Annotated in this window: 27 protein-coding genes and 1 riboswitch; of the genes, 12 read left to right on the top strand and 15 right to left on the bottom strand. The window is 67.6% G+C overall.

The genetic code is table 11. From position 1 onward, the window contains the following. Positions 1-206 precede the first annotated feature (206 nt). Positions 207-854 (top strand): DNA alkylation repair protein, encoded by a 648-nt coding sequence (locus RCH07_RS17615; protein ID WP_326968784.1) that lies wholly within the window; start codon positions 207-209, stop codon positions 852-854. A gap of 120 nt (positions 855-974) precedes the next feature. On the opposite strand, the gene RCH07_RS17610 is transcribed toward RCH07_RS17615, so the two are convergent. The 3 genes from RCH07_RS17610 to RCH07_RS17600 all read right to left on the bottom strand — a co-directional run bounded on the left by RCH07_RS17610 (position 975) and on the right by RCH07_RS17600 (position 2526). After that, on the bottom strand, positions 975-1592 hold the full coding sequence (locus RCH07_RS17610) for a hypothetical protein (RefSeq protein ID WP_326968783.1): 618 nt from the start codon (positions 1590-1592) through the stop codon (positions 975-977). Positions 1593-1778: 186 nt separating this feature from the next. After that, complete coding sequence (locus RCH07_RS17605; protein WP_326968782.1) at positions 1779-2162, bottom strand: hypothetical protein; 384 nt, start codon at positions 2160-2162, stop codon at positions 1779-1781. A gap of 94 nt (positions 2163-2256) precedes the next feature. Beyond that, complete coding sequence (locus RCH07_RS17600) at positions 2257-2526, bottom strand: hypothetical protein (protein ID WP_326968781.1); 270 nt, start codon at positions 2524-2526, stop codon at positions 2257-2259. A gap of 176 nt (positions 2527-2702) precedes the next feature. Further along, positions 2703-2888: riboswitch (cyclic di-AMP (ydaO/yuaA leader) on the top strand. Between the two features lie 8 nt (positions 2889-2896). On the opposite strand from RCH07_RS17600, the gene RCH07_RS17595 reads away from it, so the two are divergent. Continuing rightward, entirely contained in the window at positions 2897-3694 is a 798-nt protein-coding gene (locus tag RCH07_RS17595; RefSeq protein ID WP_326968780.1) for an NlpC/P60 family protein, read from the top strand. 148 nt (positions 3695-3842) lie between these two features. Here RCH07_RS17595 and RCH07_RS17590 read toward each other — a convergent pair whose 3' ends face one another. Continuing rightward, positions 3843-4400 carry a dihydrofolate reductase family protein gene (locus tag RCH07_RS17590; RefSeq protein ID WP_326968779.1) on the bottom strand — a complete coding sequence of 186 codons (558 nt, stop codon included), beginning with the start codon at positions 4398-4400 and terminating at the stop codon, positions 3843-3845. A gap of 205 nt (positions 4401-4605) precedes the next feature. Here RCH07_RS17590 and RCH07_RS17585 point away from each other — a divergent pair, with 205 nt between their 5' ends. The 3 genes from RCH07_RS17585 to RCH07_RS17575 all read left to right on the top strand — a co-directional run bounded on the left by RCH07_RS17585 (position 4606) and on the right by RCH07_RS17575 (position 6306). Beyond that, a complete protein-coding gene (locus RCH07_RS17585) occupies positions 4606-4803 on the top strand; it encodes a helix-turn-helix transcriptional regulator (protein WP_326968778.1) in 198 nt (65 codons plus the stop codon). Between the two features lie 326 nt (positions 4804-5129). Then, a complete protein-coding gene (locus tag RCH07_RS17580; RefSeq protein WP_326968777.1) occupies positions 5130-6059 on the top strand; it encodes a serine hydrolase in 930 nt (309 codons plus the stop codon). Between the two features lie 55 nt (positions 6060-6114). After that, on the top strand, positions 6115-6306 hold the full coding sequence (locus RCH07_RS17575) for a DUF1918 domain-containing protein (protein WP_326968776.1): 192 nt from the start codon (positions 6115-6117) through the stop codon (positions 6304-6306). A gap of 33 nt (positions 6307-6339) precedes the next feature. Here RCH07_RS17575 and RCH07_RS17570 read toward each other — a convergent pair whose 3' ends face one another. Then, entirely contained in the window at positions 6340-7797 is a 1458-nt protein-coding gene (locus tag RCH07_RS17570) for a DUF5129 domain-containing protein (RefSeq protein WP_326968775.1), read from the bottom strand. Between the two features lie 157 nt (positions 7798-7954). Between RCH07_RS17570 and RCH07_RS17565 the strand changes: the two genes are divergently transcribed. The 3 genes from RCH07_RS17565 to RCH07_RS17555 all read left to right on the top strand — a co-directional run bounded on the left by RCH07_RS17565 (position 7955) and on the right by RCH07_RS17555 (position 10986). Beyond that, positions 7955-8605, top strand: a complete 651-nt coding sequence (locus tag RCH07_RS17565) for a DedA family protein (RefSeq protein ID WP_326968774.1) — start codon at positions 7955-7957, stop codon at positions 8603-8605. Positions 8606-8674: 69 nt separating this feature from the next. After that, entirely contained in the window at positions 8675-9208 is a 534-nt protein-coding gene (locus tag RCH07_RS17560) for a hypothetical protein (RefSeq protein WP_326968773.1), read from the top strand. Then, on the top strand, positions 9205-10986 hold the full coding sequence (locus RCH07_RS17555; RefSeq protein WP_326968772.1) for a DUF5671 domain-containing protein: 1782 nt from the start codon (positions 9205-9207) through the stop codon (positions 10984-10986). Before RCH07_RS17560 ends, RCH07_RS17555 begins: the two co-directional genes overlap by 4 nt. A 13-nt stretch (positions 10987-10999) precedes the next feature. Here RCH07_RS17555 and RCH07_RS17550 read toward each other — a convergent pair whose 3' ends face one another. Together RCH07_RS17550 and RCH07_RS17545 are read right to left on the bottom strand one after the other, a co-directional pair. Next, positions 11000-12694 (bottom strand): SulP family inorganic anion transporter, encoded by a 1695-nt coding sequence (locus RCH07_RS17550; RefSeq protein WP_326968771.1) that lies wholly within the window; start codon positions 12692-12694, stop codon positions 11000-11002. Between the two features lie 9 nt (positions 12695-12703). Continuing rightward, positions 12704-13447, bottom strand: a complete 744-nt coding sequence (locus RCH07_RS17545; protein ID WP_326968786.1) for an endonuclease/exonuclease/phosphatase family protein — start codon at positions 13445-13447, stop codon at positions 12704-12706. 228 nt (positions 13448-13675) lie between these two features. On the opposite strand from RCH07_RS17545, the gene RCH07_RS17540 reads away from it, so the two are divergent. Beyond that, on the top strand, positions 13676-13960 hold the full coding sequence (locus tag RCH07_RS17540) for a DUF427 domain-containing protein (protein ID WP_326968770.1): 285 nt from the start codon (positions 13676-13678) through the stop codon (positions 13958-13960). Between the two features lie 107 nt (positions 13961-14067). Next, a complete protein-coding gene (locus RCH07_RS17535; RefSeq protein ID WP_326968769.1) occupies positions 14068-14871 on the top strand; it encodes a thioesterase family protein in 804 nt (267 codons plus the stop codon). Between the two features lie 188 nt (positions 14872-15059). Here RCH07_RS17535 and RCH07_RS17530 read toward each other — a convergent pair whose 3' ends face one another. After that, positions 15060-15449, bottom strand: coding sequence for a DUF2177 family protein (locus RCH07_RS17530; RefSeq protein WP_326968768.1), 390 nt, complete (start codon positions 15447-15449; stop codon positions 15060-15062). A 16-nt stretch (positions 15450-15465) separates the two neighbouring features. Between RCH07_RS17530 and RCH07_RS17525 the strand changes: the two genes are divergently transcribed. Next, entirely contained in the window at positions 15466-16215 is a 750-nt protein-coding gene (locus RCH07_RS17525; RefSeq protein ID WP_326968767.1) for a lipoate--protein ligase family protein, read from the top strand. Here RCH07_RS17525 and RCH07_RS17520 read toward each other — a convergent pair. The 5 genes from RCH07_RS17520 to RCH07_RS17500 all read right to left on the bottom strand — a co-directional run bounded on the left by RCH07_RS17520 (position 16212) and on the right by RCH07_RS17500 (position 19001). Next, positions 16212-16868, bottom strand: a complete 657-nt coding sequence (locus tag RCH07_RS17520) for an MBL fold metallo-hydrolase (protein ID WP_442784864.1) — start codon at positions 16866-16868, stop codon at positions 16212-16214. The two genes, RCH07_RS17525 and RCH07_RS17520, sit on opposite strands and share 4 nt — an antisense overlap. Positions 16869-16936: 68 nt before the next feature. Beyond that, positions 16937-18022, bottom strand: a complete 1086-nt coding sequence (locus tag RCH07_RS17515) for an S-(hydroxymethyl)mycothiol dehydrogenase (RefSeq protein ID WP_326968766.1) — start codon at positions 18020-18022, stop codon at positions 16937-16939. A gap of 118 nt (positions 18023-18140) precedes the next feature. Continuing rightward, positions 18141-18398: a mycoredoxin gene (locus RCH07_RS17510; protein WP_326968765.1), complete on the bottom strand. Its 258-nt coding sequence runs from the start codon at positions 18396-18398 to the stop codon at positions 18141-18143. 117 nt (positions 18399-18515) lie between these two features. Continuing rightward, positions 18516-18665 carry a hypothetical protein gene (locus tag RCH07_RS17505; RefSeq protein ID WP_326968764.1) on the bottom strand — a complete coding sequence of 50 codons (150 nt, stop codon included), beginning with the start codon at positions 18663-18665 and terminating at the stop codon, positions 18516-18518. Positions 18666-18713: 48 nt separating this feature from the next. Next, on the bottom strand, positions 18714-19001 hold the full coding sequence (locus tag RCH07_RS17500; protein WP_326968763.1) for an AAA family ATPase: 288 nt from the start codon (positions 18999-19001) through the stop codon (positions 18714-18716). 81 nt (positions 19002-19082) lie between these two features. Between RCH07_RS17500 and RCH07_RS17495 the strand changes: the two genes are divergently transcribed. Beyond that, a complete protein-coding gene (locus RCH07_RS17495; protein ID WP_326968762.1) occupies positions 19083-19829 on the top strand; it encodes an SOS response-associated peptidase in 747 nt (248 codons plus the stop codon). On the opposite strand, the gene RCH07_RS17490 is transcribed toward RCH07_RS17495, so the two are convergent. Both RCH07_RS17490 and RCH07_RS17485 read right to left on the bottom strand, forming a co-directional pair. Continuing rightward, complete coding sequence (locus tag RCH07_RS17490; RefSeq protein ID WP_326968761.1) at positions 19826-19990, bottom strand: hypothetical protein; 165 nt, start codon at positions 19988-19990, stop codon at positions 19826-19828. The two genes, RCH07_RS17495 and RCH07_RS17490, sit on opposite strands and share 4 nt — an antisense overlap. A 99-nt stretch (positions 19991-20089) precedes the next feature. Next, on the bottom strand, positions 20090-20731 hold a 642-nt coding region (locus RCH07_RS17485), incomplete at its 5' end, for a rhodanese-like domain-containing protein (RefSeq protein ID WP_326968760.1).

Genomic DNA, 20731 nt, shown 5'->3' with positions numbered 1-20731 from the left:
AGTGAGCGGGCCACCTCCATGACCGTCACACCGCCTGCCGAAGTAACCACCTCGGACCCCCTATTACCGTCCATAGAAACAGGCTATCGGGCACCACGGACAATTTAGCGCGGTGCCAGAAACGGTGACTGGCTCACCGATGATTGGCAGCCAAGCATTGAACAGGAGCATCGGCCGCCGCCCGCGGAGTGCGGAAGAATGGAGCGATGAGTGACGCCGCGGACTTCATCGACCTTGCGCTCCAGCGTGAGTCATCCTGGCTCCGGGCCGAGGAAATGCAGGCCCGTCTCGGCGGCTCGGCGAGCGGCACCGGACTGACGTTCTACGGTGCCTCGGTTGGAGCTGTGCGTGGCACCCTCCGTGATGCGCTCCGCCGCTACACCGAACTGGCGCACGACGACATCACCGCCCTCAGCAGCGAACTGTGGGACGTTCCCGTCTTCGAACGCCGCCTGGCGGCCATCGTGCTGCTGCAGTCCAGCCTCACTCTCCTAACCAATACGGATCTCACCCGGGTTGAGGGATTCTTCCGTTCGGCAGCACTGCGCGAGCTTGTCGATCCGCTGGCGGTGGACGTCGTTGGCCCCATGATCACCGGGCTCGACGTGTTGGCCCGGGTACGTGCCGACAGTGTGTTGGACCGTTGGGTGCAGGATCCCGACCCCTGGCTCCGCCGTGCTGCTCTGCTGTCGCCCCTGCGTGCACTTCGCTCCGGCGCGGGGGACTGGGACAGGTTTGTCCGCCATGCCCGGATGGTTCTCGCGGAGGCCCCCGACGGCGGGGTCGCCGGCGAGGCGGCGGTGCACGTCCGTTCTGTACTCGCTACGCACCGGCCCGAGCTGGAATTCGGGTAGCCTAATGCGCCATAGCTGCGAGCCGAGGAAGTCCCGGAGCCCGGGCATCACGGTCCTGGACCCAGACCCCCGACGAACCAACGAGAATGCGCCCTGGCCGGAACGCGCCCTGGCCCGAAGTCACTCGTTGGGTGGGAACTCGTAGGAGGACGGGATGGTGGCGGGTGTTGCACCGAAGCTGACCACGATTTGATCGTGGTGCTTGAGCGGGAGGTCACGGATGCCGGCGTCGTACCGTGCCCCGTTTACGTAGGCGGTCCAGCCGTCCGCCGGGCCCTGGCCGCTGCCTGGCGGGCCCGTCCCGGTCAGCACGCCCCATTCGGTGAGGAGCTGCCCCAGGGTGAACACCTGCCCTGCCGTGGGCGATTCGATGTGGATGACACCGCTTGTGTCGTGCGTGTGCAGGGCGGAAATACCGTCCGGTTTTCCATCCTGCCCCAGTGAGATGCCGATGTTCGCCGGCACCGGCACTGGCGTCGCGTCCTTGATCAGATCCAGGTGGGCGTGGAAATGCTCCACGTTGCCCTCGGCCGCCAGGAGGGCGAGTCCGGACCGGGCGATTCGCTCGCGGGCCCCCGCGTTATCCACGCCGAAGCCCGCGGCGGCTTCCGGTGCGCGAGTGCCGGCCGTCGTCTCAGTGGCGGTCGTCTCAGTGGCCGCCGGCGGCGCACAGGCGGCCACCCCGAAAAGGAGCGCCGGGAGTGCGGCGGCGAGGGCCAGCGTGCGGTGAATGGTCACGGATTTCGCTTTCGTTCAAAGGACCCGTTGCCCCCAGTCTAGGCTGGGCGGGCTGCGAGCGGCCGCACAGAGCCGGGCGGTGCGTCCACCCCGGCAGCCGTCGTCGCGCATTCCATAGTCAGCCAGGCAGGCGGCCGCATCACAGTGGTTGGGGCTGCCGCCCGCACCCCCGGCAGACAGGCGGCCTCAGGAGAGGGACATGGCTAAGATCGCGGACGTCACGGCGAACGAGATCCCGATCGCGGCAAACAGCGCGCCGAAGATTCGGATGGCTATCGGCGTTGCGAAAAACGACGCGGTGTAGTCCACCCCCATGGGTTTATAGGCCTTCATCATCGCGGCGTAGGCGCGAGCCGATCCGCGGAAATTGAAGGCCAGCACCAGCCCCAGTATGACCGCGGTGAGACCCAGCACGCCCACCCCCCACTGCACGACCGGGTTTGTGGTGCCCTGACCGGTTAAAGACATGACCGCCACAGAGACGAAGACCACAGCGAAGGCGATCAGGTAGACCACCAGGAACCCCTTCACCGGTTGCGGCAGCGACATCATCAGACGCCAGGCTTTCATTGGTACCCCCAAGCCGAGAATTGGCTATGGGGTCAAACCCTAGCCGACGGAAGCTGCGGTCTACAGGGGTCCCGCTCCGCCACGAACGACGGTGCTATGCGGGAGCCCGGCGCTCCACCACGGCGTAGGCTTTACCGTCCAGAAACTCCCAATCGGTCACCACCATGAAGCCGGCAGCGTCAACGCGGTCATTCAGGACGAAGACGTCAAAGCCGCCGTTGCGGGGCTCTGCGTCCCAGGTGGACGCGTGGACTTCCCCATTTTCCAGGACCAGCAGCTCGGTGTTGACATTGAAGTCCTTCTGCGGCTGATAGCTCAACTGGCAGATGGCGACACAGTGCCTGGCGAAGTCGGGGCTGCTCATTTTTGGCCTCCGCTGATGGGTCCGCTGATGGCACCATTCTATGCCGGGGGCCGCGTCCTGCGGGGCGAAGAGCTGCCCCAAACTACTCCCGCCGTTACCTCGATGTGACATTCCGTGATCATGCCGTTACCGTTATTGGGTGCCTGTTGCTTAGAAACGGGCGCTCCCCAGCCGATTGCCTAACTCTGCCGCGGCCACGGGGATACCTCGCAGCAACGTCCGGCAGAGACGGGGAACCCATTTATTGACCTGGCTTTACGCAGGTCTTGGGGTGAAGCCGCACAGTCCGATGTCAGGGCCAGAGTGCGGCCGGGTGCCTCCCATCCGAATCCGACAGCTCACCTCGCAGGCATTGGGAGAGGCTACGCACATGACTTCCAGCAATACTTTTTTGCCAAAAAGCACTGACCTTCGCAGCCAACGCCGTTCCGTATTCCTGTCCTCCAAGGGAGGTACATTCGGCCGCCAGGCTGCAGTGATTGCAGCGGCGTCCGGCCTGGTGCTCAGCAGTGCCATGGCCGCCAACGCCGCCGAGGCCCCCGTCCAGCGCGACTCCGCGCCGGCGTCGTCCGTCGACGTCGGGGGCCAGGTGGGCGCACCCGTCCTCGCGGATTCCAAAGTACAGATCACCTTCGAGCGCCCGGCAGTGGCGACCGCCCCTGCCCCGGTGATCGAACAGCCCAAGCCGGTAGCTGCCCCGGTAGTCAAGGCGTCCGTTGCTGCCCCGGCGGTCAAGGCACCCGTTGCTGCCCCGGCGGTCAAGGCACCCGTCGCTGCCCCGGCCGCCAAGGCCGCGGTGAAGGTCCAGGCAGCGCCGGCCGCTCCCGCCGCTGCCCCGGCGGCCGGCGGCGTCAATGCCACCATGGTCTCCGCCGCTTACGGCCAACTGGGCATGACACAGGATTGCACCGCCTTGGTTGAGAAGGCCCTTGGCGCAGCCGGAATCTCTGTCGGCGACCTCGGCCCGATGCAGTTCATGAACTACGGCAAAGTGGTGGGGGATGCCCAGCCGGGCGACATGGTGGTCCAGTCGGGACATATCGGAATCTACGTCGGCAACGGCCAGGTGCTCAGCAGCGGGATGAACGGCGCGAACCAGACTGTGGTTCACCCGCTGTCCTGGCTCACCGCCACCGGCCCCGTGACGTTCGTGCGTGCCGGCGTTTAGTAACACCTCCGGCAACTAGGTGATGCCACCCGCGACACTGGCGGGAAAACGTAGAAAGGCCGGTTGATCGGTTGCCTTGGGGGCAGCTGATCAACCGGTCTTTCACATGCCCGTGCCCGCCGGCCTTGCATACGCCCGGGCCAGCCAATCAGCCTTGGTACCGAAGCAGCACGACGCCGTTGCCGAACGTGCGCGTCTCCAGCAGTCGGAGCTTCGTCACCGCATCCGTCTCCTGGAAGAGTGGTTTGCCCCGTCCGATCAGGACCGGGTGGACGTAGATCCGGAATTCATCGATCAGGCCGAGCCGCCGGAAGGACGCCGCAAGATCGGCGCCGCCGAGCGCGAGGTCCCCGCCGGATTCTTCCTTGAGCTTCGCGACCTCCTCGACGACGACGTCCCGCACCACTGCGGTATTCCAACCGGCCGTCGCCAGGGTCCTGGAGTAGACGATCTTGGGCATGTCCCGCCAGATCCGGGAGAACTCGACCATGGGCGCCGGGTTCAACGGGTCCGCGTCCGCCGTCGGCCAGAACTCCGCCATCAATTCATAGGTGACGCGGCCGTCGAGGAACGCTCCCATGGTCCGGAGCTCATCATTGAAGTGTTGGTGCAGTTCGTCGTCGACCATGTGCCAGCTGAGGTCCCGGCCCGGACCCTCGATGTACCCGTCCAGGGACATCTGCGTCATGAGGATGACTTTGCGCACCGCTGGGCTCCTTCAATGGGCTGAGGGCTACCGCACCAGCGTACGCTCCGGCCCGGCGGAGCGGCAGGACTGCACGTGAACAGGCCAGGCGTCCGACGCCGGGCGGCTGGGTCTTGCCGGATTGTGGTGTCTGAGCCACGATCAAGGTACTGGGCTGAAGGAACAGCACTGCCGTTACCGGCAGTGCCCTCACGGAGGAGCAACCATGCGTGACGTGGCGTCGATCGCAGCGAAACTCCGCAGCGTCCGGAGGGCCACCGGGATCACGCAGGCGGAGCTGGCGCAGCTGGCCGGGACCTCGGTGCGAACAATCCGGACGATAGAGACCGCCACCGGCAATCCCTCCGTGCGGGCAGTGATAGCCGTGGCCAACGTCCTGGGCCTGCAGCTTGTGGCGCGCTGATGAACGCCTCAGCAAGACACCTGCCCCAAGGTCTTCCAAGGCGAAAACTCTTGCGCTCAGGGCCCCGGCGGAGCAGAATGCAGAAACTTTGAAGCCTCTACCGCGGTTCTAGCTCCCGGAGGATCAGCATGCCTGCGAATGTGTATGAGCCGACGGCCGGCCCCAGCTCTTCGCTGGACCGGGGGTGAGAGCCGGTGCAAAATCAGGGCCCCGGCCGGCACTACCGCAGCGGCCGCCACACATCTGTTGCCACCCGACGGTCCGGGTGGCCCCTGCCTGGACCATGGGGTGGGAGCCGCCGGCATCGTCTGCCGGCGGCCGCTGCCATGCTGGCCCTGTTCCTGGCGACCTCCTTCTCCGCGGCGTTCCAGGCCAGGGTGCCCGCCGACGCTGTTGCGCTGGCCGGGGCGTCCGCGTCCGCCCCTCGCACTTCCCCGGAAGCCGACGGCGGGGAACTCGCTGCCTCTTCGGTGTCCGGGCTGCCGCCCGCCGTCGTCCCGGCAGCAGCAGCGGCGCCGGTGCCGCCCGCCGTCGTGCCGCCCGCCGTCGTGCCGGCCGGGCCGCCGCCTGTCAGCCGGAAACTTGAAGCCCAGATCAATGCCGTCATCGCAGCGAACAGCCGTTACCAGGTGGGCGTTGCCCTGATCGACGTGACCGACGGTGTGGTGCACGAATACGGGGTGCGGGCCAAATTCGTCGCTGCCAGCACGGCCAAAATCCTCGCCGCCTCGGCCTACTACCATCTGGTGGAATCCGGCAGGGCTTCCCTGGGGGCGCGGATGGGGGTATCTACGGCCGGCGCCCAGATCCGGCAGATGCTCCAGCAAAGCAATAACGAATCGTGGGCGCTGATCATGGCCGCCGTCGGGCCCCGTGCGTTGACCGAGTACGCAGCGTCAATCGGGATCACATATGACCGCACACTGAACACCCTGACGCCCGCCGAGACGGCGAGGACGCTGTACCTGCTGTACACCGGCCAGCTGCTCGACGCGGCGAACACGGCGCAGCTGCTGTCCTTTCTGCAGCACACCAACAACGAATCGCTGATCCCGGCCGCCATCCCCGCGGGCATCAGCGTCTTCCACAAGTACGGCCTGCTCTTCGGTAACCTGCATGACGCGAGCATCCTGGTCCGGGGGGAGCGGGCTTACGTCTTCGTCGTCTATACGCTGGGCCGGGACACGCCCGAGTTGGCGGCCCAAGCCCGGGTTATCCGCCAACTGGCCAAGACCATCGCGGCCAGACTTTTCTGATTGGTGTTCCCGCGAGGGGCCGAGAACCGTACGCTGGAGAAGGGAGGTGAATGCCATGAAAGCAGCACAAGGAGACCGCATTGTCATCCGGGGTACGACGGTCGAATCGTCGGACCGGCACGGTGAAATCCTGGAGGTCAAGGGATCCGACGGTGCGCCGCCGTACCATGTGAGGTTCGACGACGGCCATGAGACGATCATGTTTCCCGGCGGCGACTTCATCGTCGAGCGACACGGGGCAACCTGACACAGCCTCTGCCGCCGGCCCGGTATCCCGGTCCTAGAAGTTGGACGAACTGCCGGAGCCGGAGAAGCTTCCGCCGCTGCTCCCGTACCCGGTGGTGCTGCCGCCCCCGCCACGGGCGCTGCTGACGTTACTCATCCCTGTGCTGAAGCCGGAATTGAACGTGGGAACCGAGAAGAAGTAGTAGGCCGGGTAGACCGTACCCAGGATGCTGGGCTCGTACGTGCGGCCATACCTCTTCTCGGTTCCGGCCTGGGCGCTTGCCATCTCCTTGCGCATCAGCCCGGCTTCCTTGTCGTTTTTTGCGAAGCCGGCGATGACGGTGTCGGCATGGTTCTTCAGCAGTTCGGAGAGGTGGGTGCGCGCGTCCCGCAGCCGGTCAAGGGCCGTTTCGGGGGTGATTGTTCCGTCCGACAACTCGGATGTGCAGCGTTCGAGGTCCCGGTGGCTCTGATCCCGGAAGGACCGCAGGGCGGCCGCCGTCGCAGAGTCGCCCTCGGTGTGGCGCTTGCTGAGCAGCTGTTCGAGGGCGGCGAGATCGTTGCGGAAGGGCGCGAGCTGCCGGTCCCAGGCCGGAGCCCACGAGTTCCCCCGGTTGAGCAGGGCATTGGTGTCCGCGATGACGTCGTCCAGGACGTCGAGTTCCTCGGCGGCGTCGGCGAACTGCCGGACAGTTTTGAGGTTCGGCCGCCGGCTCAGGTCCCTGGCGGCCAGGGCGTGCACCTGGTTGGAGAGCCCGGTGGCGGTGTTGTACTTCGCCATAAAGGTGCGGTGCTTCTCCAGGACCGTGCTGCCATAGCGTGAGGCCTCCGGGATGGTGCTGGCATTGAGCTCGGTGACCTGCAGGTCCATGCTGACGCTTGCATAGCTCGCATCCCCGCGGGCCAGTTCCCTGCGGCTGTCCGCACGGGTCCGCCAACGGACGATCAGCCAGGCCGCGGCCCCGGCGACGGCCGCGGCCGCCGTTGTCCAGGCCGTGATGAGGAAAGCGGCAGACCGGTACCAGGGCTGGTTGATCAGTTCCGCGCCGCGCCGGACGCCGGCGACGGTGCCGTCCGTCCACTGGGCGTCGCGCAGGAGTTCCTTGGCCGCGTTCTGGATGTCATCGCGCTGGTCGAGGGAGACTTTGCGGTCTTCCCCCATGTAGGTTCCGACCTGCCGGCCTGCCGGATCGAGGGCGAAGATGAACAGCCCGTCGGCCCATTTCTGCCCGTCGGCGCTGATCCAATCGGGATGTTCGGCGCGGGCAAAGCGCAGGACTTCCTCGTTGAGGTTGTCCCCAGCGGTTCCGTTGTAGGTATACACGGCCACCTTGGTGGGTTGGTAAAACTCGATGGACTGCACCGCCGGCAGAAGGGTGTTGCGGTCCAGCACACCGGCCCGGTCCTCCACGACGACGTCGACCGGCCGGTCAGCCAGCGCCGCCGGTACCGCGCCCGCCAGCCCGATGAATACCAGGAGTACGACGCCGAGAACTTTCCGCACGATAGTCATTTGTCGAGCGTAGTGCCTGCTTCGGGCCGCGTCGACGCGCCGTCCAGGCCTGCCCCCGCCACCCGCCGTCGTCGTGGGTTCGGCTAAGCTGGCCACAGCCTGTATGGACAAGGAAGCGTGCGCCGGTGTTCAAGGATTCTGAAGGACGGCTGTCGCCGTGACGGCCTCGAGCCCGGTTGACGATCTCACCGGGGTTGTCGGGTTCGCCGCCCGCGCCGTCGATGCGCTGGGGGAGTGGGGAGTAGGACTGTTCACCCTGGCCGAGACGGTGTTCCCGCCCATTCCCAGCGAACTGATCCTGCCACTGGCAGGCTTCCTGGCCAGGCTGGGAACCATGAACCTGGTCCTCGTCTATTTCACCAGTACCCTGGGCGCCTATGTGGGCGCGCTGCTGCTGTACTGGCTGGGCGCGCGGCTGGGGCTGGACCGGTCGATCCGGTGGCTGTCCAGGCTTCCCCTGGTGGACCGTGAGGACTTCGAAAAGGCCGCCGGCTGGTTCCGGCGCCACGGCCGGTCGGCAGTGTTTTTTGGCCGGCTGTTGCCGGGTGTGCGCAGCCTGATTTCCCTGCCTGCCGGTGCCCAGAAGATGAACCTGGGGACCTTCAGCCTGTTCACTATCGCCGGGAGCGGTCTCTGGAACGGTCTGCTGATCGGGCTGGGGGCTCTGCTCGGATCGCAGTACCGGCTGATCGAGGAATACTCGCGCTTCCTCAACTTCGCCGTCTACGCGGCCGTGACCGCCGTGGTGGGCTGGCTGATTGTCCGCAATGTCCGGCGCCGGAAGGGCCAGGGCAGGAGGGACCGCTGAGAGTGTCCATCGGTGGATGAGGCCTAAAGACACCGTGACGGGGTGCCCTTGCTGCTCCATACTGACGGCATGCGCCCAGAGTTGAAAGAACCCGAGCCGGAGCAGCCTACGCCCGTCGCCACACCTGCGGTACCGGCAGTCCGGGCGGCAGCCCAGCGGCCGGACCGGGCCCTCCTCGCCATACTGGCCTCGATCGCCGTTCTGGTAGCCGTTGCCCTGCTTGCCGTGTTCACCCGCGGGGAGCCCGCGGCACTGGACGGCGGCACCCCCGCCGGTGTGGTCCAGCGCTATTCGGCCGCCGTGATCGCCGGCGACGAGAGCGCCGCCACCGCATACCTGAGCGACTCCGCCCGGAACACGTGCGGCAACATGGAACGGATGGCACTGGACAACCTCCGGATCACCCTGGTCTCGACGACCGAACGCGCCGAATCTGCCGATGTGAAGGTACTGCTCACGTTCTCCGGGGACGGCGGCCCGTTCGGCAACGCCGGGTACCAGGTCGAGGATGCCTTCGATCTGGTCAGGACCGGGGGTACGTGGCGCATCGACCGGGCTCCCTGGCAGCTGACGGTATGCCCAAACCCAGCGGTCAGGCAATGAGCACCGGCAGGGCCGTGGGGTCCGCGCAGCGCACCGTGCGCCGGCTGATCACGTACGCGCTGCTGTTCGCGCTGGTGGTGACCGCCGCCGTCGGACTCAGCGGGCTGGCGGGGCGGCTCGTGGCCGCCGGCACGGAGTTGGCCGCGGGGGACGTCGCCGGGCTGGCGCGCTCGCTGGCCTTCGCCCTGATCGGCGGCCCGCTGGCCGCGGTCCTGTGGTGGGTCGTGTGGCGGCGGCTCGGCGAAGCGGCCGAGCGTGCCTCCGTCGGCTGGGGCCTGTACCTGGCCGGTGCCTGCGCGCTCGCCCTGATTATTGCCAGCAGCAACCTGCTGGGTGCGTTCGCCGCGCTCATCGGCGGGGAATCACTGCAATGGCGGATGTCCCTTGCCACCGGGTTGGTCTGGGCCGCCATCTGGGTCTGGCACCGCTGGATGTCGCGGCACGCCCGGAAACGGCCCACCCATCTTGCCGACGTTCCCGCGGTGGTCGGCTCCTACTACGGGCTCGTGCTCGGCGTCGGCGGCGCCGTGACGGCGCTTTCCGCTCTGCTGGACGCGGCCCTGCGTGGAGCCGCTCTGGTGGCCGTCGTGGGCGCGCCCTGGTGGGTGCCGGTGCTGCAGTCCCTCGTCTGGGCCGCGGGCGGCGGGCTGGTCTGGTGGTGGCACTGGCAGCACGACGGCGGCCAGCGGCTGCGCACCGGACTCGCCAATGTGGCGCTCATCCTGGTCGGTGTCCTGGGCGCGGGTGTCCTCGCCCTCGGCGGCGCCGGAGTGCTGCTCTTCGTGCTGCTCCGCCTGGCGTTTGACCGCACCGACCCGACGGCTGTCCTCCTGGAACCCCTGGCCCCGGCGATCGCCGCGGCCGCGATCGGCTCGCTGGTCTGGGTCTACCACCGGGGCCTGGCGCGCGGGCGGGCGGACTCCACCCGGCTCGGCGGCAAGCTGGTGACCTCGGGCGTTGCCCTTGCGGCCGCCGCCGCCGGAGTCGGCGTGATCGTCAACGCCGCCCTCGCGATGGCTGCGACCCCGCTCGCCGGCTCCGGGGTGCGCACTCTGCTGCTGGGCGGGATCAGTTCGCTCGTGGTGGGCGGGCCGGCCTGGTGGATCGCGTGGAAACCGCTGTCGTGGAAGTCCGCGGCAGATGGATCCGCGGCAAATGGATCCGGAGCAGGTGGATCCGCGGCAGGGCCGGGCGCCCGGCGGGTCTATTTGATCGTGGTCTTCGGCCTGAGCGCCGTGGTAGCGGTCATCACCCTGCTGGTGATCGGTTTCAGGATGTTCGAATACCTACTGGCCGACGCCACCGGCGGGATCCTGGTGGAGCGGATCCGCGCCCCGCTCGGCCTGCTCGTGGCCACCGGGCTGGCCGCCGGCTACCACTTCGCCGTGTGGCGGTACCACCGTGCCGTCCCCGCAGCAGCCGGGCCCGCCCGGAAGCGCACCATCGGGCACATCATCCTGGTCTCCGGATCCGATCCCGCGCCGTTCCAACGGGCCATCGAAGAGGCCACCGGTGCGGTGGTGACCGTCTGGCGACGGGCTGACGCCGCTGCCGACGCCGCTGACGCTGCCGCTACCGCCGACGCCGATGCCGCCGACGCCGCTGACGCTGCTGACGCTGCTACCGGCGCCGGGCCGGGGCTGGCTGCCGCAGCTTCTGCGGGGGCGGCGCAGGCTGCGGGCCGGCTGGCGGCGGCGCTGGAAGGTGTCACCGGAAAACGGGTCCTCGTGATGCTGGGCCCGGACGGCAGGATCGACGTCGTTCCTTTGCTGGGCTGAACTGCGGGCCCGGCTACTCCCGCTCGAAGGTCCGCTTGTAGCTCTTCACCGCGTTGTTGACGGTGGGGAAGAAATGGTCCGGGCCGAAGCGGCTGCTGACGCCGAAGCGGATCAGGCGGTCCTTGATGGGCCCCTTCATTTCCGCGAAGACCAGGTTGACGCCGCGCCTGGCGAGCTCGTCGTCGAGCGCCACCAGGTCATCCAGGGCAGTGGTGTCCAGATCTGTGATGGCCTCGGACGCCACGATGACCCACTGCACCGGTCCCGGCGCGTTGGCCACCAGCGCCCGGATGTGCTCGGTGAAGACGGCCCCGTTCGCGAAGAAAAGCGGCGCGTCGAAGCGTGCGATCACGAGCCCCGGGACCCGCTGGCCCTCGGGGTGCCGGCTCAGGTCGTGGTAACCGGGCACGTCCGCCACGCTGCCCAGCTCCGTGCGGTAGGGGTCCCAGGCGCGCAGCACAAAAGCGATCAGCGACAGGCCGATCGCCACCACAATGCCCTCAAGTACACCCACGAACGCGACGCCAAGGAATGTCGCGACCAGCAGGGCGGCTTCCGTCCTGCTCATCCTCAGCAGCCGCCGCAGCGTTCCGACGTCCACGATCGATGACGCCGCAACAATCACGACGCCGGCGAGGACACTTGAGGGCAGGAAGGACGTCACCCCGGGCGCGAGCAGCATAAAGAGCGCCACGAGAACAGCCGCCACCAGGCCGCTCACGGGGCTACGCGCGCCGGCCTGGAGCGCGATGGGGGTGCGAGAGGCACTGCCGGAAACCGGGAAGCCGCCGAACAGACCGGCGGCAACATTGGTCAGGCCCAGAGCGGCCATTTCCTGGTCCCCGCTGACATGGCCGCCGCGCCGGGCGGCGAGGCTCTTGGAGAGAACGGAGGTATCCGCGAAGGCGATCAGCGCAATGCCTGCCGCCGGGCCAATCAGCGCGATCACGTCGCCCGGGCTGATGCCGCCGAGCGCGGGGGCCGGAAGTCCCTGCGGCAGGGCACCCACGGTGGGAAGCGCCGTCGTCAGGTCCAGGGCGGCGGCAAGCGCCGTGGACACCACGACGGCGATCAGCACACCGGGGAGCTTCCACGGCAGGAAGCGGCAGGCGACGATGACGGCGATGGTTCCGGCTCCGAACACCAGGGCCAGGGGATTGACGGCGCCCTGCAGCACGGCGCGGACAGTGCCGCCGGCGTTCCCGAGCAGCGAACCGCCCGGGGACGGGACTCCGAGCAGCTTGGGCAGCTGGCTGAGGATGACGGCGGCCGCGATGCCGTTGAGGTAGCCCACGCGGATGGGCTTGGACAGCAGCCCGGTGACGAACCCCAGCCGCAGGACCCTGCCGGCCAGCAGCATCACCCCGATCAGCAGGGACAGGACACCCGCCAGGGCGACAGCATGGTCCGGATCCTTGCCGGCCAGCGGCAGGATGGCGGCCGCGATCATCGGCGCGAGAGTTGAATCCGGCCCGACAATGAGGACCCGGGAGGGTCCGAATACGGCGTAGGCGAGCATCGGGATGACCGAGGCATAGAGTCCCGTCACAGCCGGGAGCCCGGCGGCTTCCGCGTAGGCCATGCCGGCCGGAATAAGGAACGCGCTGAGGGCTGCGCCAGCCGCCAGATCGGACTTTAGCCAGGGACGCTGGTAGTCCCGGACCAGCTGGAGGCCGGGCGGGAGTCTCTCAGCCCACGCTCGGCGCACGGTAACCGGCTAAGCGCCGGCAGGGGACGGCGGACCGTCCGCCGGCGAGGCGTCAGCCAAGGGACCGTCAGCCGGCGGGGCATCCTGGCCGTATTCGGCGGAAACCAGGATGGGGAGGTGGTCCGAGGCGCCGCGCGGGAGGGTTTCGACACTGGCGATCTCAAGCCCCTGGGAGGTGGCGAAGTCGAAGTGGCCCTTGAATACCTTGTACCGGGTGTAGGTCCGCCGGTCGCTGAGCGTCAGGTCGTAGCCGGCATCCTTCATCTGGGCGGTGAGGTACTTGGTGAAGAGCGGGTAGTTGAAGTCGCCCACCATCAGCGACATCAGGCCACCGCCCATGCTGAGCAGTTCGGCGTGCGCGGCGTGGATCTGGTTCCTGCGCAACGAGTTCGAGGCAGTCAGGGGGGCCGCGTGGAAAGACGCGATGACCAGATTGTGGTCCGTCTCGTTGTCGATCACCCGGGTGCCGATCAGACGTTCGTGGGCGGGCGACAGGACGCGGTCGTGCAGCGACTTCTTCAGGGCAAACGCCTTGGTCTCATAGGCCGTGAAGCGGTCCATGCGGTAGTAGATCGCCAGGCCCAGCCGGTTTCCCTTAGTGGAATCGGCGAGGTGGAGGTCCCCTATGGTGTCCGGCAGATCGGCGGTGTCGCACTCCTGCAGGCACAGCGCGTCCAGCTCGAATTCGCGGGCCAGGTCAACCAGCTCACCACTGGCTTTGTGCTTTCGGAGGTTGTAGCTGATGACTCGAATCAGGGGAGCACCTCTTCGGAGGATAGTCATGGATTTCCTGAATCCGAGTCTACCCAGTCAGGCGGATCGACCGGGAACAGAGACAGCCAAGGTGGGGCCGGCGGCCGCGGTGGAACCACATGGAATCAAAGAGCCGCCGGGATCGTTGATGAGGTAGTTGAACTGCTATTAGGGCGGCCACCGCCGGCGGCGGCCCGCAATATCCGCGTCAAACGAGGAGACATCACCATGGCACAAGCAACCTGGAACGGGGCGGTCATCGCCGAAAGCGACAACACTGTCATGGTTGAGGGCAACCATTACTTCCCCCGCGATTCTGTGAAGTCCGAGTATCTCGAGGACAGCAGCCACAGCAGCGTCTGCCCGTGGAAGGGCCAGGCCGGGTACTTCAGCGTTGTGGTCGACGGCCAGCGGAACCCAGACGCGGCGTGGTATTACGCCGCGCCGAAGACCGATGCGGCGCACATCAAGGACCATGTGGCATTCTGGCGGGGTATCCGCGTAGAAGCCTGAGGCACCCCGCAGCGAGGGATGGGCAGTATGGGATAAGCAGTACGGGATACGCGGCTCGGGATAGGGTGGATCGGGATTCTCCGATTGAAGCTGCGAAAGGGTCGACGTTGACTGCTGAACTACCGGTCCTGGCCGAGGGCGATTTCTACTACGAGGCGCTGGGCGGCGGGCGGTTCCGCTCCACCATCCACGCCCAGGGCGCCTGGAACGTGCACGAGCAGCATATGGCGCCCGCGTCCGGCATCATGGCCGACTGCCTGGCCCGGCACGAGCCGCGCGACGATATGCGGATGGCCCGGCTCAGCTACGAGATCCTGGGCCTGATCCCCGGTGGCGAATTCGACGTCGTCACCACGACGCTGCGCCCCGGCAAGACCATCGAACTGGTGCAGGCGGAGCTGGTGGCGGGCGGCCGCACCGCCATCCGGGCGACGGCCTGGCGCATGATCACCTCAGACACCTCCGCCGTCGCCGCCTTCGAAGACCCGTGGATCCCTGCGCCGGCCGACTGCGCACCCTATGACGGCGCGAGTATCTGGCCGGGCGGCTATATCGCCTCGCTCCAGATGCGGATCGCAGAGGGCCACCGGGCCGGTTCCGGCACGGTCTGGCTGCACACCGAGTACCCGCTCACGGACCGGGCGGACAGCAGTGACCTGGCGAGGCTGGTGGGACTGGTGGACACCGCCAACGGGATCGCAGCCCGCGTACCGCCGGGCAAGGGCAGTTACGCGTTCCCCAACCTGGACCTCCAGATCCACATGTACCGGCGGCCCGAAGGGGATTGGCTGGGACTTGACAACGAGGTGTCCTTCGGTACGGACGGAATCGGCCTGACCTCGACGGTACTGCACGACCTCACCGGCCCGTTCGGCCGGGCGGAACAGATCCTGACGCTGCGGCGCGCCTAGTGGTCATGTTCGCTAGTTCTTCGGGGGCTCGACGGAGCCTGGTCCTCTTCGCGCCGCGGGGACATGTCCATTCTTCGCACCCGGGAGTGGGCATAAGGACACTATGTCCATCCGCTGGCCCCGGCGCGGGGCATGTCCCGGAGCCCGGCCACCGCGCCCGGACCCCGAAGAACTAAAGAAAATGCCCACTAATTCCTGTGGAACACGAGCCAGCCGGCCAGCGTGGCCAGGCCCGTCAGCGCCGCGCCCCAAAGGATGTCGACCACCACCAGCTGCCACGGCCACGTCTTCAGGGTGGCGGCGTTGGTGAGGTCGTAGGTGGCGTAGGCGAAGGTTCCCAGGGCGGCGCCGTAACCCACTGCGCTGAGCCAGCTGCCGCCGTCGAGCGCCGGCCGCAGGGCGAAGAACACGATGCCGGCAATGTAGATCACGTAGAAAACCACCGCGTAGCCTAGATGGGGCTTGTCGGCCATCAGCTCACCGATCTGGCCGCGGTAAAAGGGGTTCATCGTCTTGAGCCAGATGGCATCAATGACTGCAAACGCGGCGGCTACGACTAAAAACTGCAAGAAGATCATAAGGGAGCATAACAACATGCCGGAGGCCCCAGGCACACAACGGACCTTGACGGTTTTCCGGCAGGAGGAATCCCTGGGCGCCGCCGGGGACCTGGACTTCGCCCTCGAGCTTCTGCGGAAGGTCAAGACCGGCGCGGCGGGGCCGCTGCTGCGGCTATACCGGCCGGCTCCCACCGTGGCCTTCGGGCAGCGGGACACGCACCTGCCGGGCTTCGACGCCGCGGCGGAGGCCTGCCGCGAACTCGGCTTCGAGCCCCTGGTCCGGAAGGCCGGGGGGCGGGCCGCGGCGTACCACGGGGGAACCCTGGTGATCGACCATGTGGAACCGCAGCGGGACGCGATCGCCGGCGCCAAGGGGCGCTTCTCGTTCTTCGGCGAACTCCTCGCCCGCGCACTTCAGAGCGCGGGCGTCGACGCCGCCGTGGGGGAGATCCCCGGTGAATACTGTCCCGGCGAGTTCAGCGTCCACGGCCGGGATCCGGAGATCCCGGCCCACAGGATCAAACTTATCGGGACCGCCCAGCGCGTGGTCGCCGGCGGCTGGCTGTTCAGCTCTGTCATCATTGTGGAGAACTCCGCCCCGATCCGGGCCGTGCTGGAAGCCAGCTACGCCGCCCTGGGCCTGGACTGGGATCCGGCGACGGCGGGCGCCGTGAACGACCTCGTCCCGCACCTGGACGTCGACGCAATCGAGGCGGCCGTGATCGACACTTACGCCAGCTACGCACAGCTCAGCCACGGGGATTTCGCCGGCCTGCGCGGCTAGTGGCCCCTGGCGATCCACTCGGCCAGCTGCGGCGCCTCGGCGCCGACCGTCGTCGAATCACCGTGACCGGTCCGCACCACCGTGTCCGCCGGCAGCGTCAGCAACCGGCTCCGGATGGATTCGATGATGGTGGGGAACTCACTGAAGGACCGGCCGGTGGCTCCCGGGCCGCCCTGGAACAGTGTGTCGCCGGCGAAGACGGTGCCTTCGCTCGCCAGGGTGAAGCACATGGAGCCGGGGGAGTGGCCCGGCGTGTGCAGGGCCACGAGCCGGGCCCCGGCGACGTCAAAGATGTCCCCGTCCTCGATGGCATGGTCCGGTTCGGTCCCCGGGAACACGCGCTCCCACAGCATCCAGTCCGCACGGTTCAGGTAGACCGGCGCCTTGACGAGCCAGCGGACCTCCCCGACGGCGCCGATGTGGTCATCATGCCCGTGGGTGAGCAGGATCGCCGTGACCTTCCGGCCCGCGACGGCGGCCTGGATCGCGGCCGGATGGTGCGCCGGATCGATGATCAGGCATTCCTCGTCATTGCCGAGGATCCAGACGTTGTTCTCCACGTCCCAGGTGCCGCCGTCGAGCGAAAACGTGCCGGAGGTGACCAGTCGATCGATCCGCAGCCCTTTCCCGGCGCCGCCGCCCGTCCCGCCGATGTCCGGCGTCCCGTCCGCCGCGCCGATGTCCGGCGTCCCGTCCGCCGCGCCGATGTCCGTCCCGCCGCTCACAGCTCGACGACCGAACGCAGCACCGATCCGGCGTGCATCTTGTCGAACGCCGCTTCGATGTCATCAATGGTGATGCGTTCGGTCACGAAGGCGTCCAGATCCAGCTTGCCCTGCTGGTAGAGGTCGATCAGCATCGGGAAGTCGCGGGAAGGCAGGCAATCGCCGTACCACGAGGACTTCAGCGAGCCGCCCCGGCCGAACACGTCCAGGAGCGGCAGTTCCAGGGTCATCTCCGGGCTGGGGATGCCCACCAGCACCACGGTGCCGGCGAGGTCGCGGGCGTAGAACGCCTGCTTGTACGTTTCCGGGCGTCCGACGGCGTCGATCACGACGTCGGCGCCGAAGCCGCCGGTGAGCTCGCGGATCGCCTCGACCGGGTCGACGGCGGAGGAGTCCACTGTGTGGGTGGCGCCGAGTTCCTTGGCGCGCTCGAGCTTCTTCGCGTCGATGTCGACGGCGATCACCGTGGTGGCGCCGGCGAGCGCGGCCCCTGCGATGGCGGCCGTGCCCACCCCGCCGCAGCCGATCACGGCGACGGAATCGCCGAGTTTGACGTTTCCGGTGTTGATGGCCGCGCCCAGGCCCGCCATAACGCCGCAACCCAGCAGGCCGATGGCGGCGGGGTCGGCCGCGGGGTCCACCTTGGTGCACTGGCCGGCGGCCACGAGGGTCTTCTCGGCGAAGGCGCCGATGCCCAGGGCGGCCGTGAGTTCGGTGCCGTCCTCTAGGGTCATTTTCTGGGTGGCGTTGTGGGTGTTGAAGCAGTACTGCGCCTGGCCGCGGCGGCAGGCCCGGCATTCGCCGCAGACAGCACGCCAGTTCAGCACCACGCGGTCACCGGGGGCCACCTCGGTGACGTCCGGGCCGACGGCGCTGACGATGCCGGTGGCCTCGTGGCCCAGCAGGAAGGGGAAGTCGTCGTTGATGGCGCCCTGCTTGTAGTGCAGATCGGTGTGGCAGACGCCGCAGGTGAGGATGTCCACCAGGGCCTCGCCGGGGCCGGGATCCGGAACCAGGATGGTCTCCAGGGTGACGGGGGCGCCCTTGGAGCGGGCGATGGCGCCTTTGACTTTATGGATCATGGAGATAGCTCCTCAGCTGTTTTCGCGGCTCACGCCGCGAAACGCGGCGCGGCCCCTTGGAATATGACCCGGGAGGCCGCGCCGTCGTCGAAATCGGTTAAAGTTGCAAAAGAATCTTCTAGGCGGCGAGCCGGCTCTTGACCTCTGCCGCGGAGGGGTTCGTGGCCGCGGTTCCGTCCGGGAACAATACGGTGGGGACGGTCTGGTTGCCGCCGTTGAGCTTCTGCACCAGGGCCGCGGTGCCCTCAACTTCTTCGATGTTGATCTCGGTGTAACCGATGCCCTGCGCGTCCAGCTGCTTCTTCAGGCGGTTGCAGTAACCGCACCACGTGGTGGAAAACATGGTGATGGTGCCGGGTTCGGGGGTGAAATCCACGAAACTCTCCTCAAAACTGGTTGACGGCGCTGGTTCAGGGCGCCGGTTGCCGACAAAAGTCGTACGTCATTGTCAATAACCGTAACCCGTAACCCGCTATTCCCGCGGAGCGCGGTGCTACGCGCGGATGACCTTCTCGCCCTCATCGAGGGGTGCTTCGAAGCCCGCGAGGAATTTGTCCAGATATGCCGGTCCGGCACGGGCGGAGTTCGGTCCCGGGTCCAGCTGGCGCAGCGCGAGGCGGCGGACAAGCTCCTCCCGGGGCACGTCAAAGTAGACGAGCTGCCAGGCCGCACCGTGCGCGGTGATAAGCGCCTAGTACTCCTCGCGCCGCTGCCGCGACCAGAAGGACAGATCGACGACGGCGTCCCGGCCATCTGCCATCAGTTCCGTCAGCCGGGTCCGGAGCTGCCGTTCCACCTCCACCGTGAAGTCAAAGTACTCGGGGGTGCCGAAGCGTTCTGCCAGCTCCCGGTCCTGGCGCCACATCTCCTCGTCGACGGAGAGGCGGACGTGCCCGGCGCGCTCCAGAGTCTTCGCATAGGTCGTCTTGCCCGCCCCCGGCGGACCACACATCAGGACCACTGTTGCTGTCTTTGCCACGCACGGAGTCTTGGGGACGGGCGGACCCTTGGCGGGCCCAGCCGGGATGACACGGATTGGGTGCGGTGGCATGCTGGTGCCATGTGTGGACGCTATGTGATGGCCCGGGCCGTCGGGGACCTGCTGGCCGAGTTCGACGCCGGGCTGGCAGAGGAGATTGTGCTTCCGCCGTCGTGGAATGTCGCTCCGACCGCGGATGTCCCGATCCTGCTGGAACGGCTGGTGGACGGACAACCTGTCCGGCAGCTTCATATTGCGCGCTGGGGGCTTGTGCCGTCCTGGGCCAAGGATCCCGGCATCGGGTCGAAGCTGATCAACGCCCGCAGCGAGAGTGTGCTGGAGAAGCCGGCGTTCCGGAAGGCCACCCGCGCCCGGCGCTGCGCAGTCCCGGCGGACGGCTACTACGAATGGAAAGGCGAGGGCCGCAGTAAGCAGCCCTACTACGTGCGCCCCAGCGACGGGCACCCCATGGTGTTCGCCGGGCTCTACGAATGGTGGAAGGACCCGTCCAGGGCAGCGGATGACCCGGAGCGCTGGCTGCTCTCGACGTCGATCATAACCACCGACTCGCCACCGGAAGGCTACGCCGGGGGAATGCTGGCGGAGCTGACCGCGCTGCACGACAGGGTCCCGCTGCCGATGAACCTTGAGACGATGCGGAACTGGCTGGACCCCGCGGCCGACGACGCGGCCGGCCTTGTGGACCTCGTCCGGGCCGGGGCGCACGACGTCGCCGAGGGCTGGACGATCGACGCCGTCGGCACCGCCGTCGGAAACGTCAGGAACGACTCCGCCGAACTCATCCGGCCGGTGGGGAGCCTGTTCTAGCCGCTCCGCGCATGCGGACCGCGACCGGAATGCCGGGTACCGCCGGTGAGGGCGTTGACGGCCACGAGCAGGAGGAACTGGGCCAGGTTCTGCCGCAGGCCCAGCTTGATGCCAGTCCGGATGCTGCGTTCCTGCGGTGGCGAGGTGTTTCCGGATGTCATTGCTGCGCTCCAGGTGTTGTGGGCACGTTGGTGGCGGCGGTCCGGTCTGCCCGGGCCGCCGCCAGTGGTGTCAATCGGTCACTTCAGGTGCTGCCTGGATCAGTTGCTGGTAACGGTCTGCCGTGTTTCCTGCTGGGCTGCCCAGGCGGCGTAGCTGCCGTCGAGTTCGACGACGTCGTAGCCGGCGCGGCGCAGGGCGCTGGCCGCGACGGAGTTCCGGATACCGCTTTGGCAGTAGCTCACGATGGTGCCTTGGGTGGGGAGTTCGTCGAGGTGCCACATGACGCGGCCGCCGCTGAGCTGCACGGAGCCGGGGATGTGCCCGGCGGTGTGTTCGGTGCGGTTGCGGACGTCCAGGACCATGGCGGCGTCGAAGTCTTCGAGTTCTTCGGGTGCGATGAGCGTCGGGGTGCTGGCGGGCAGGCCCTCGAGGCTGGTGAGGTAGCCGGCGACCTGGTCGATGCCGACCCGGATCAGGTGGTCCCGCATCTTTTGCGCGGACGCCTGGTCCGGGGCCAGGAGCACCAGCGGGTTTTTGTCGGTTTCGGGGTTGATTACCCAGGCGCCGAAGCTGGCCACGGATTTGCCGGCCGGGATGTTGACCGAGCGGGTGACGGTGCCCGTGTGGACTTCGGTGTTGGGGCGGGTGTCCACGAAAGTCACCGTGTCCGCGGCGAGGTCGCGTACGACGTCGCCGGGGTCCAGTTCCGCCAGGGGTGCGCGTTCGCCCAGGATGGCCGG

Source organism: Arthrobacter sp. CG_A4 (assembly GCF_035985125.1).
In the GTDB taxonomy this organism is placed as follows: domain Bacteria; phylum Actinomycetota; class Actinomycetes; order Actinomycetales; family Micrococcaceae; genus Arthrobacter.
This window is presented reverse-complemented; position numbering and strand designations above follow the sequence as displayed.

What these genes read in the sequence shown, in the direction of transcription:
- RCH07_RS17580 (WP_326968777.1), top strand. Translation starts at nt 5,130, where the DNA reads ATGCTGGCCCTGTTCCTGGCGACCTCCTTCTCCGCGGCGTTCCAGGCC.
- RCH07_RS17615 (WP_326968784.1), top strand. Translation starts at nt 207, where the DNA reads ATGAGTGACGCCGCGGACTTCATCGACCTTGCGCTCCAGCGTGAGTCA.
- RCH07_RS17570 (WP_326968775.1), bottom strand. Translation starts at nt 7,797, where the DNA reads ATGACTATCGTGCGGAAAGTTCTCGGCGTCGTACTCCTGGTATTCATC.
- RCH07_RS17515 (WP_326968766.1), bottom strand. Translation starts at nt 18,022, where the DNA reads ATGATCCATAAAGTCAAAGGCGCCATCGCCCGCTCCAAGGGCGCCCCC.
- RCH07_RS17490 (WP_326968761.1), bottom strand. Translation starts at nt 19,990, where the DNA reads ATGACATCCGGAAACACCTCGCCACCGCAGGAACGCAGCATCCGGACT.
- RCH07_RS17560 (WP_326968773.1), top strand. Translation starts at nt 8,675, where the DNA reads ATGCGCCCAGAGTTGAAAGAACCCGAGCCGGAGCAGCCTACGCCCGTC.
- RCH07_RS17605 (WP_326968782.1), bottom strand. Translation starts at nt 2,162, where the DNA reads ATGAAAGCCTGGCGTCTGATGATGTCGCTGCCGCAACCGGTGAAGGGG.
- RCH07_RS17575 (WP_326968776.1), top strand. Translation starts at nt 6,115, where the DNA reads ATGAAAGCAGCACAAGGAGACCGCATTGTCATCCGGGGTACGACGGTC.
- RCH07_RS17530 (WP_326968768.1), bottom strand. Translation starts at nt 15,449, where the DNA reads ATGATCTTCTTGCAGTTTTTAGTCGTAGCCGCCGCGTTTGCAGTCATT.
- RCH07_RS17600 (WP_326968781.1), bottom strand. Translation starts at nt 2,526, where the DNA reads ATGAGCAGCCCCGACTTCGCCAGGCACTGTGTCGCCATCTGCCAGTTG.
- RCH07_RS17540 (WP_326968770.1), top strand. Translation starts at nt 13,676, where the DNA reads ATGGCACAAGCAACCTGGAACGGGGCGGTCATCGCCGAAAGCGACAAC.
- RCH07_RS17595 (WP_326968780.1), top strand. Translation starts at nt 2,897, where the DNA reads ATGACTTCCAGCAATACTTTTTTGCCAAAAAGCACTGACCTTCGCAGC.
- RCH07_RS17555 (WP_326968772.1), top strand. Translation starts at nt 9,205, where the DNA reads ATGAGCACCGGCAGGGCCGTGGGGTCCGCGCAGCGCACCGTGCGCCGG.
- RCH07_RS17495 (WP_326968762.1), top strand. Translation starts at nt 19,083, where the DNA reads ATGTGTGGACGCTATGTGATGGCCCGGGCCGTCGGGGACCTGCTGGCC.
- RCH07_RS17585 (WP_326968778.1), top strand. Translation starts at nt 4,606, where the DNA reads ATGCGTGACGTGGCGTCGATCGCAGCGAAACTCCGCAGCGTCCGGAGG.
- RCH07_RS17525 (WP_326968767.1), top strand. Translation starts at nt 15,466, where the DNA reads ATGCCGGAGGCCCCAGGCACACAACGGACCTTGACGGTTTTCCGGCAG.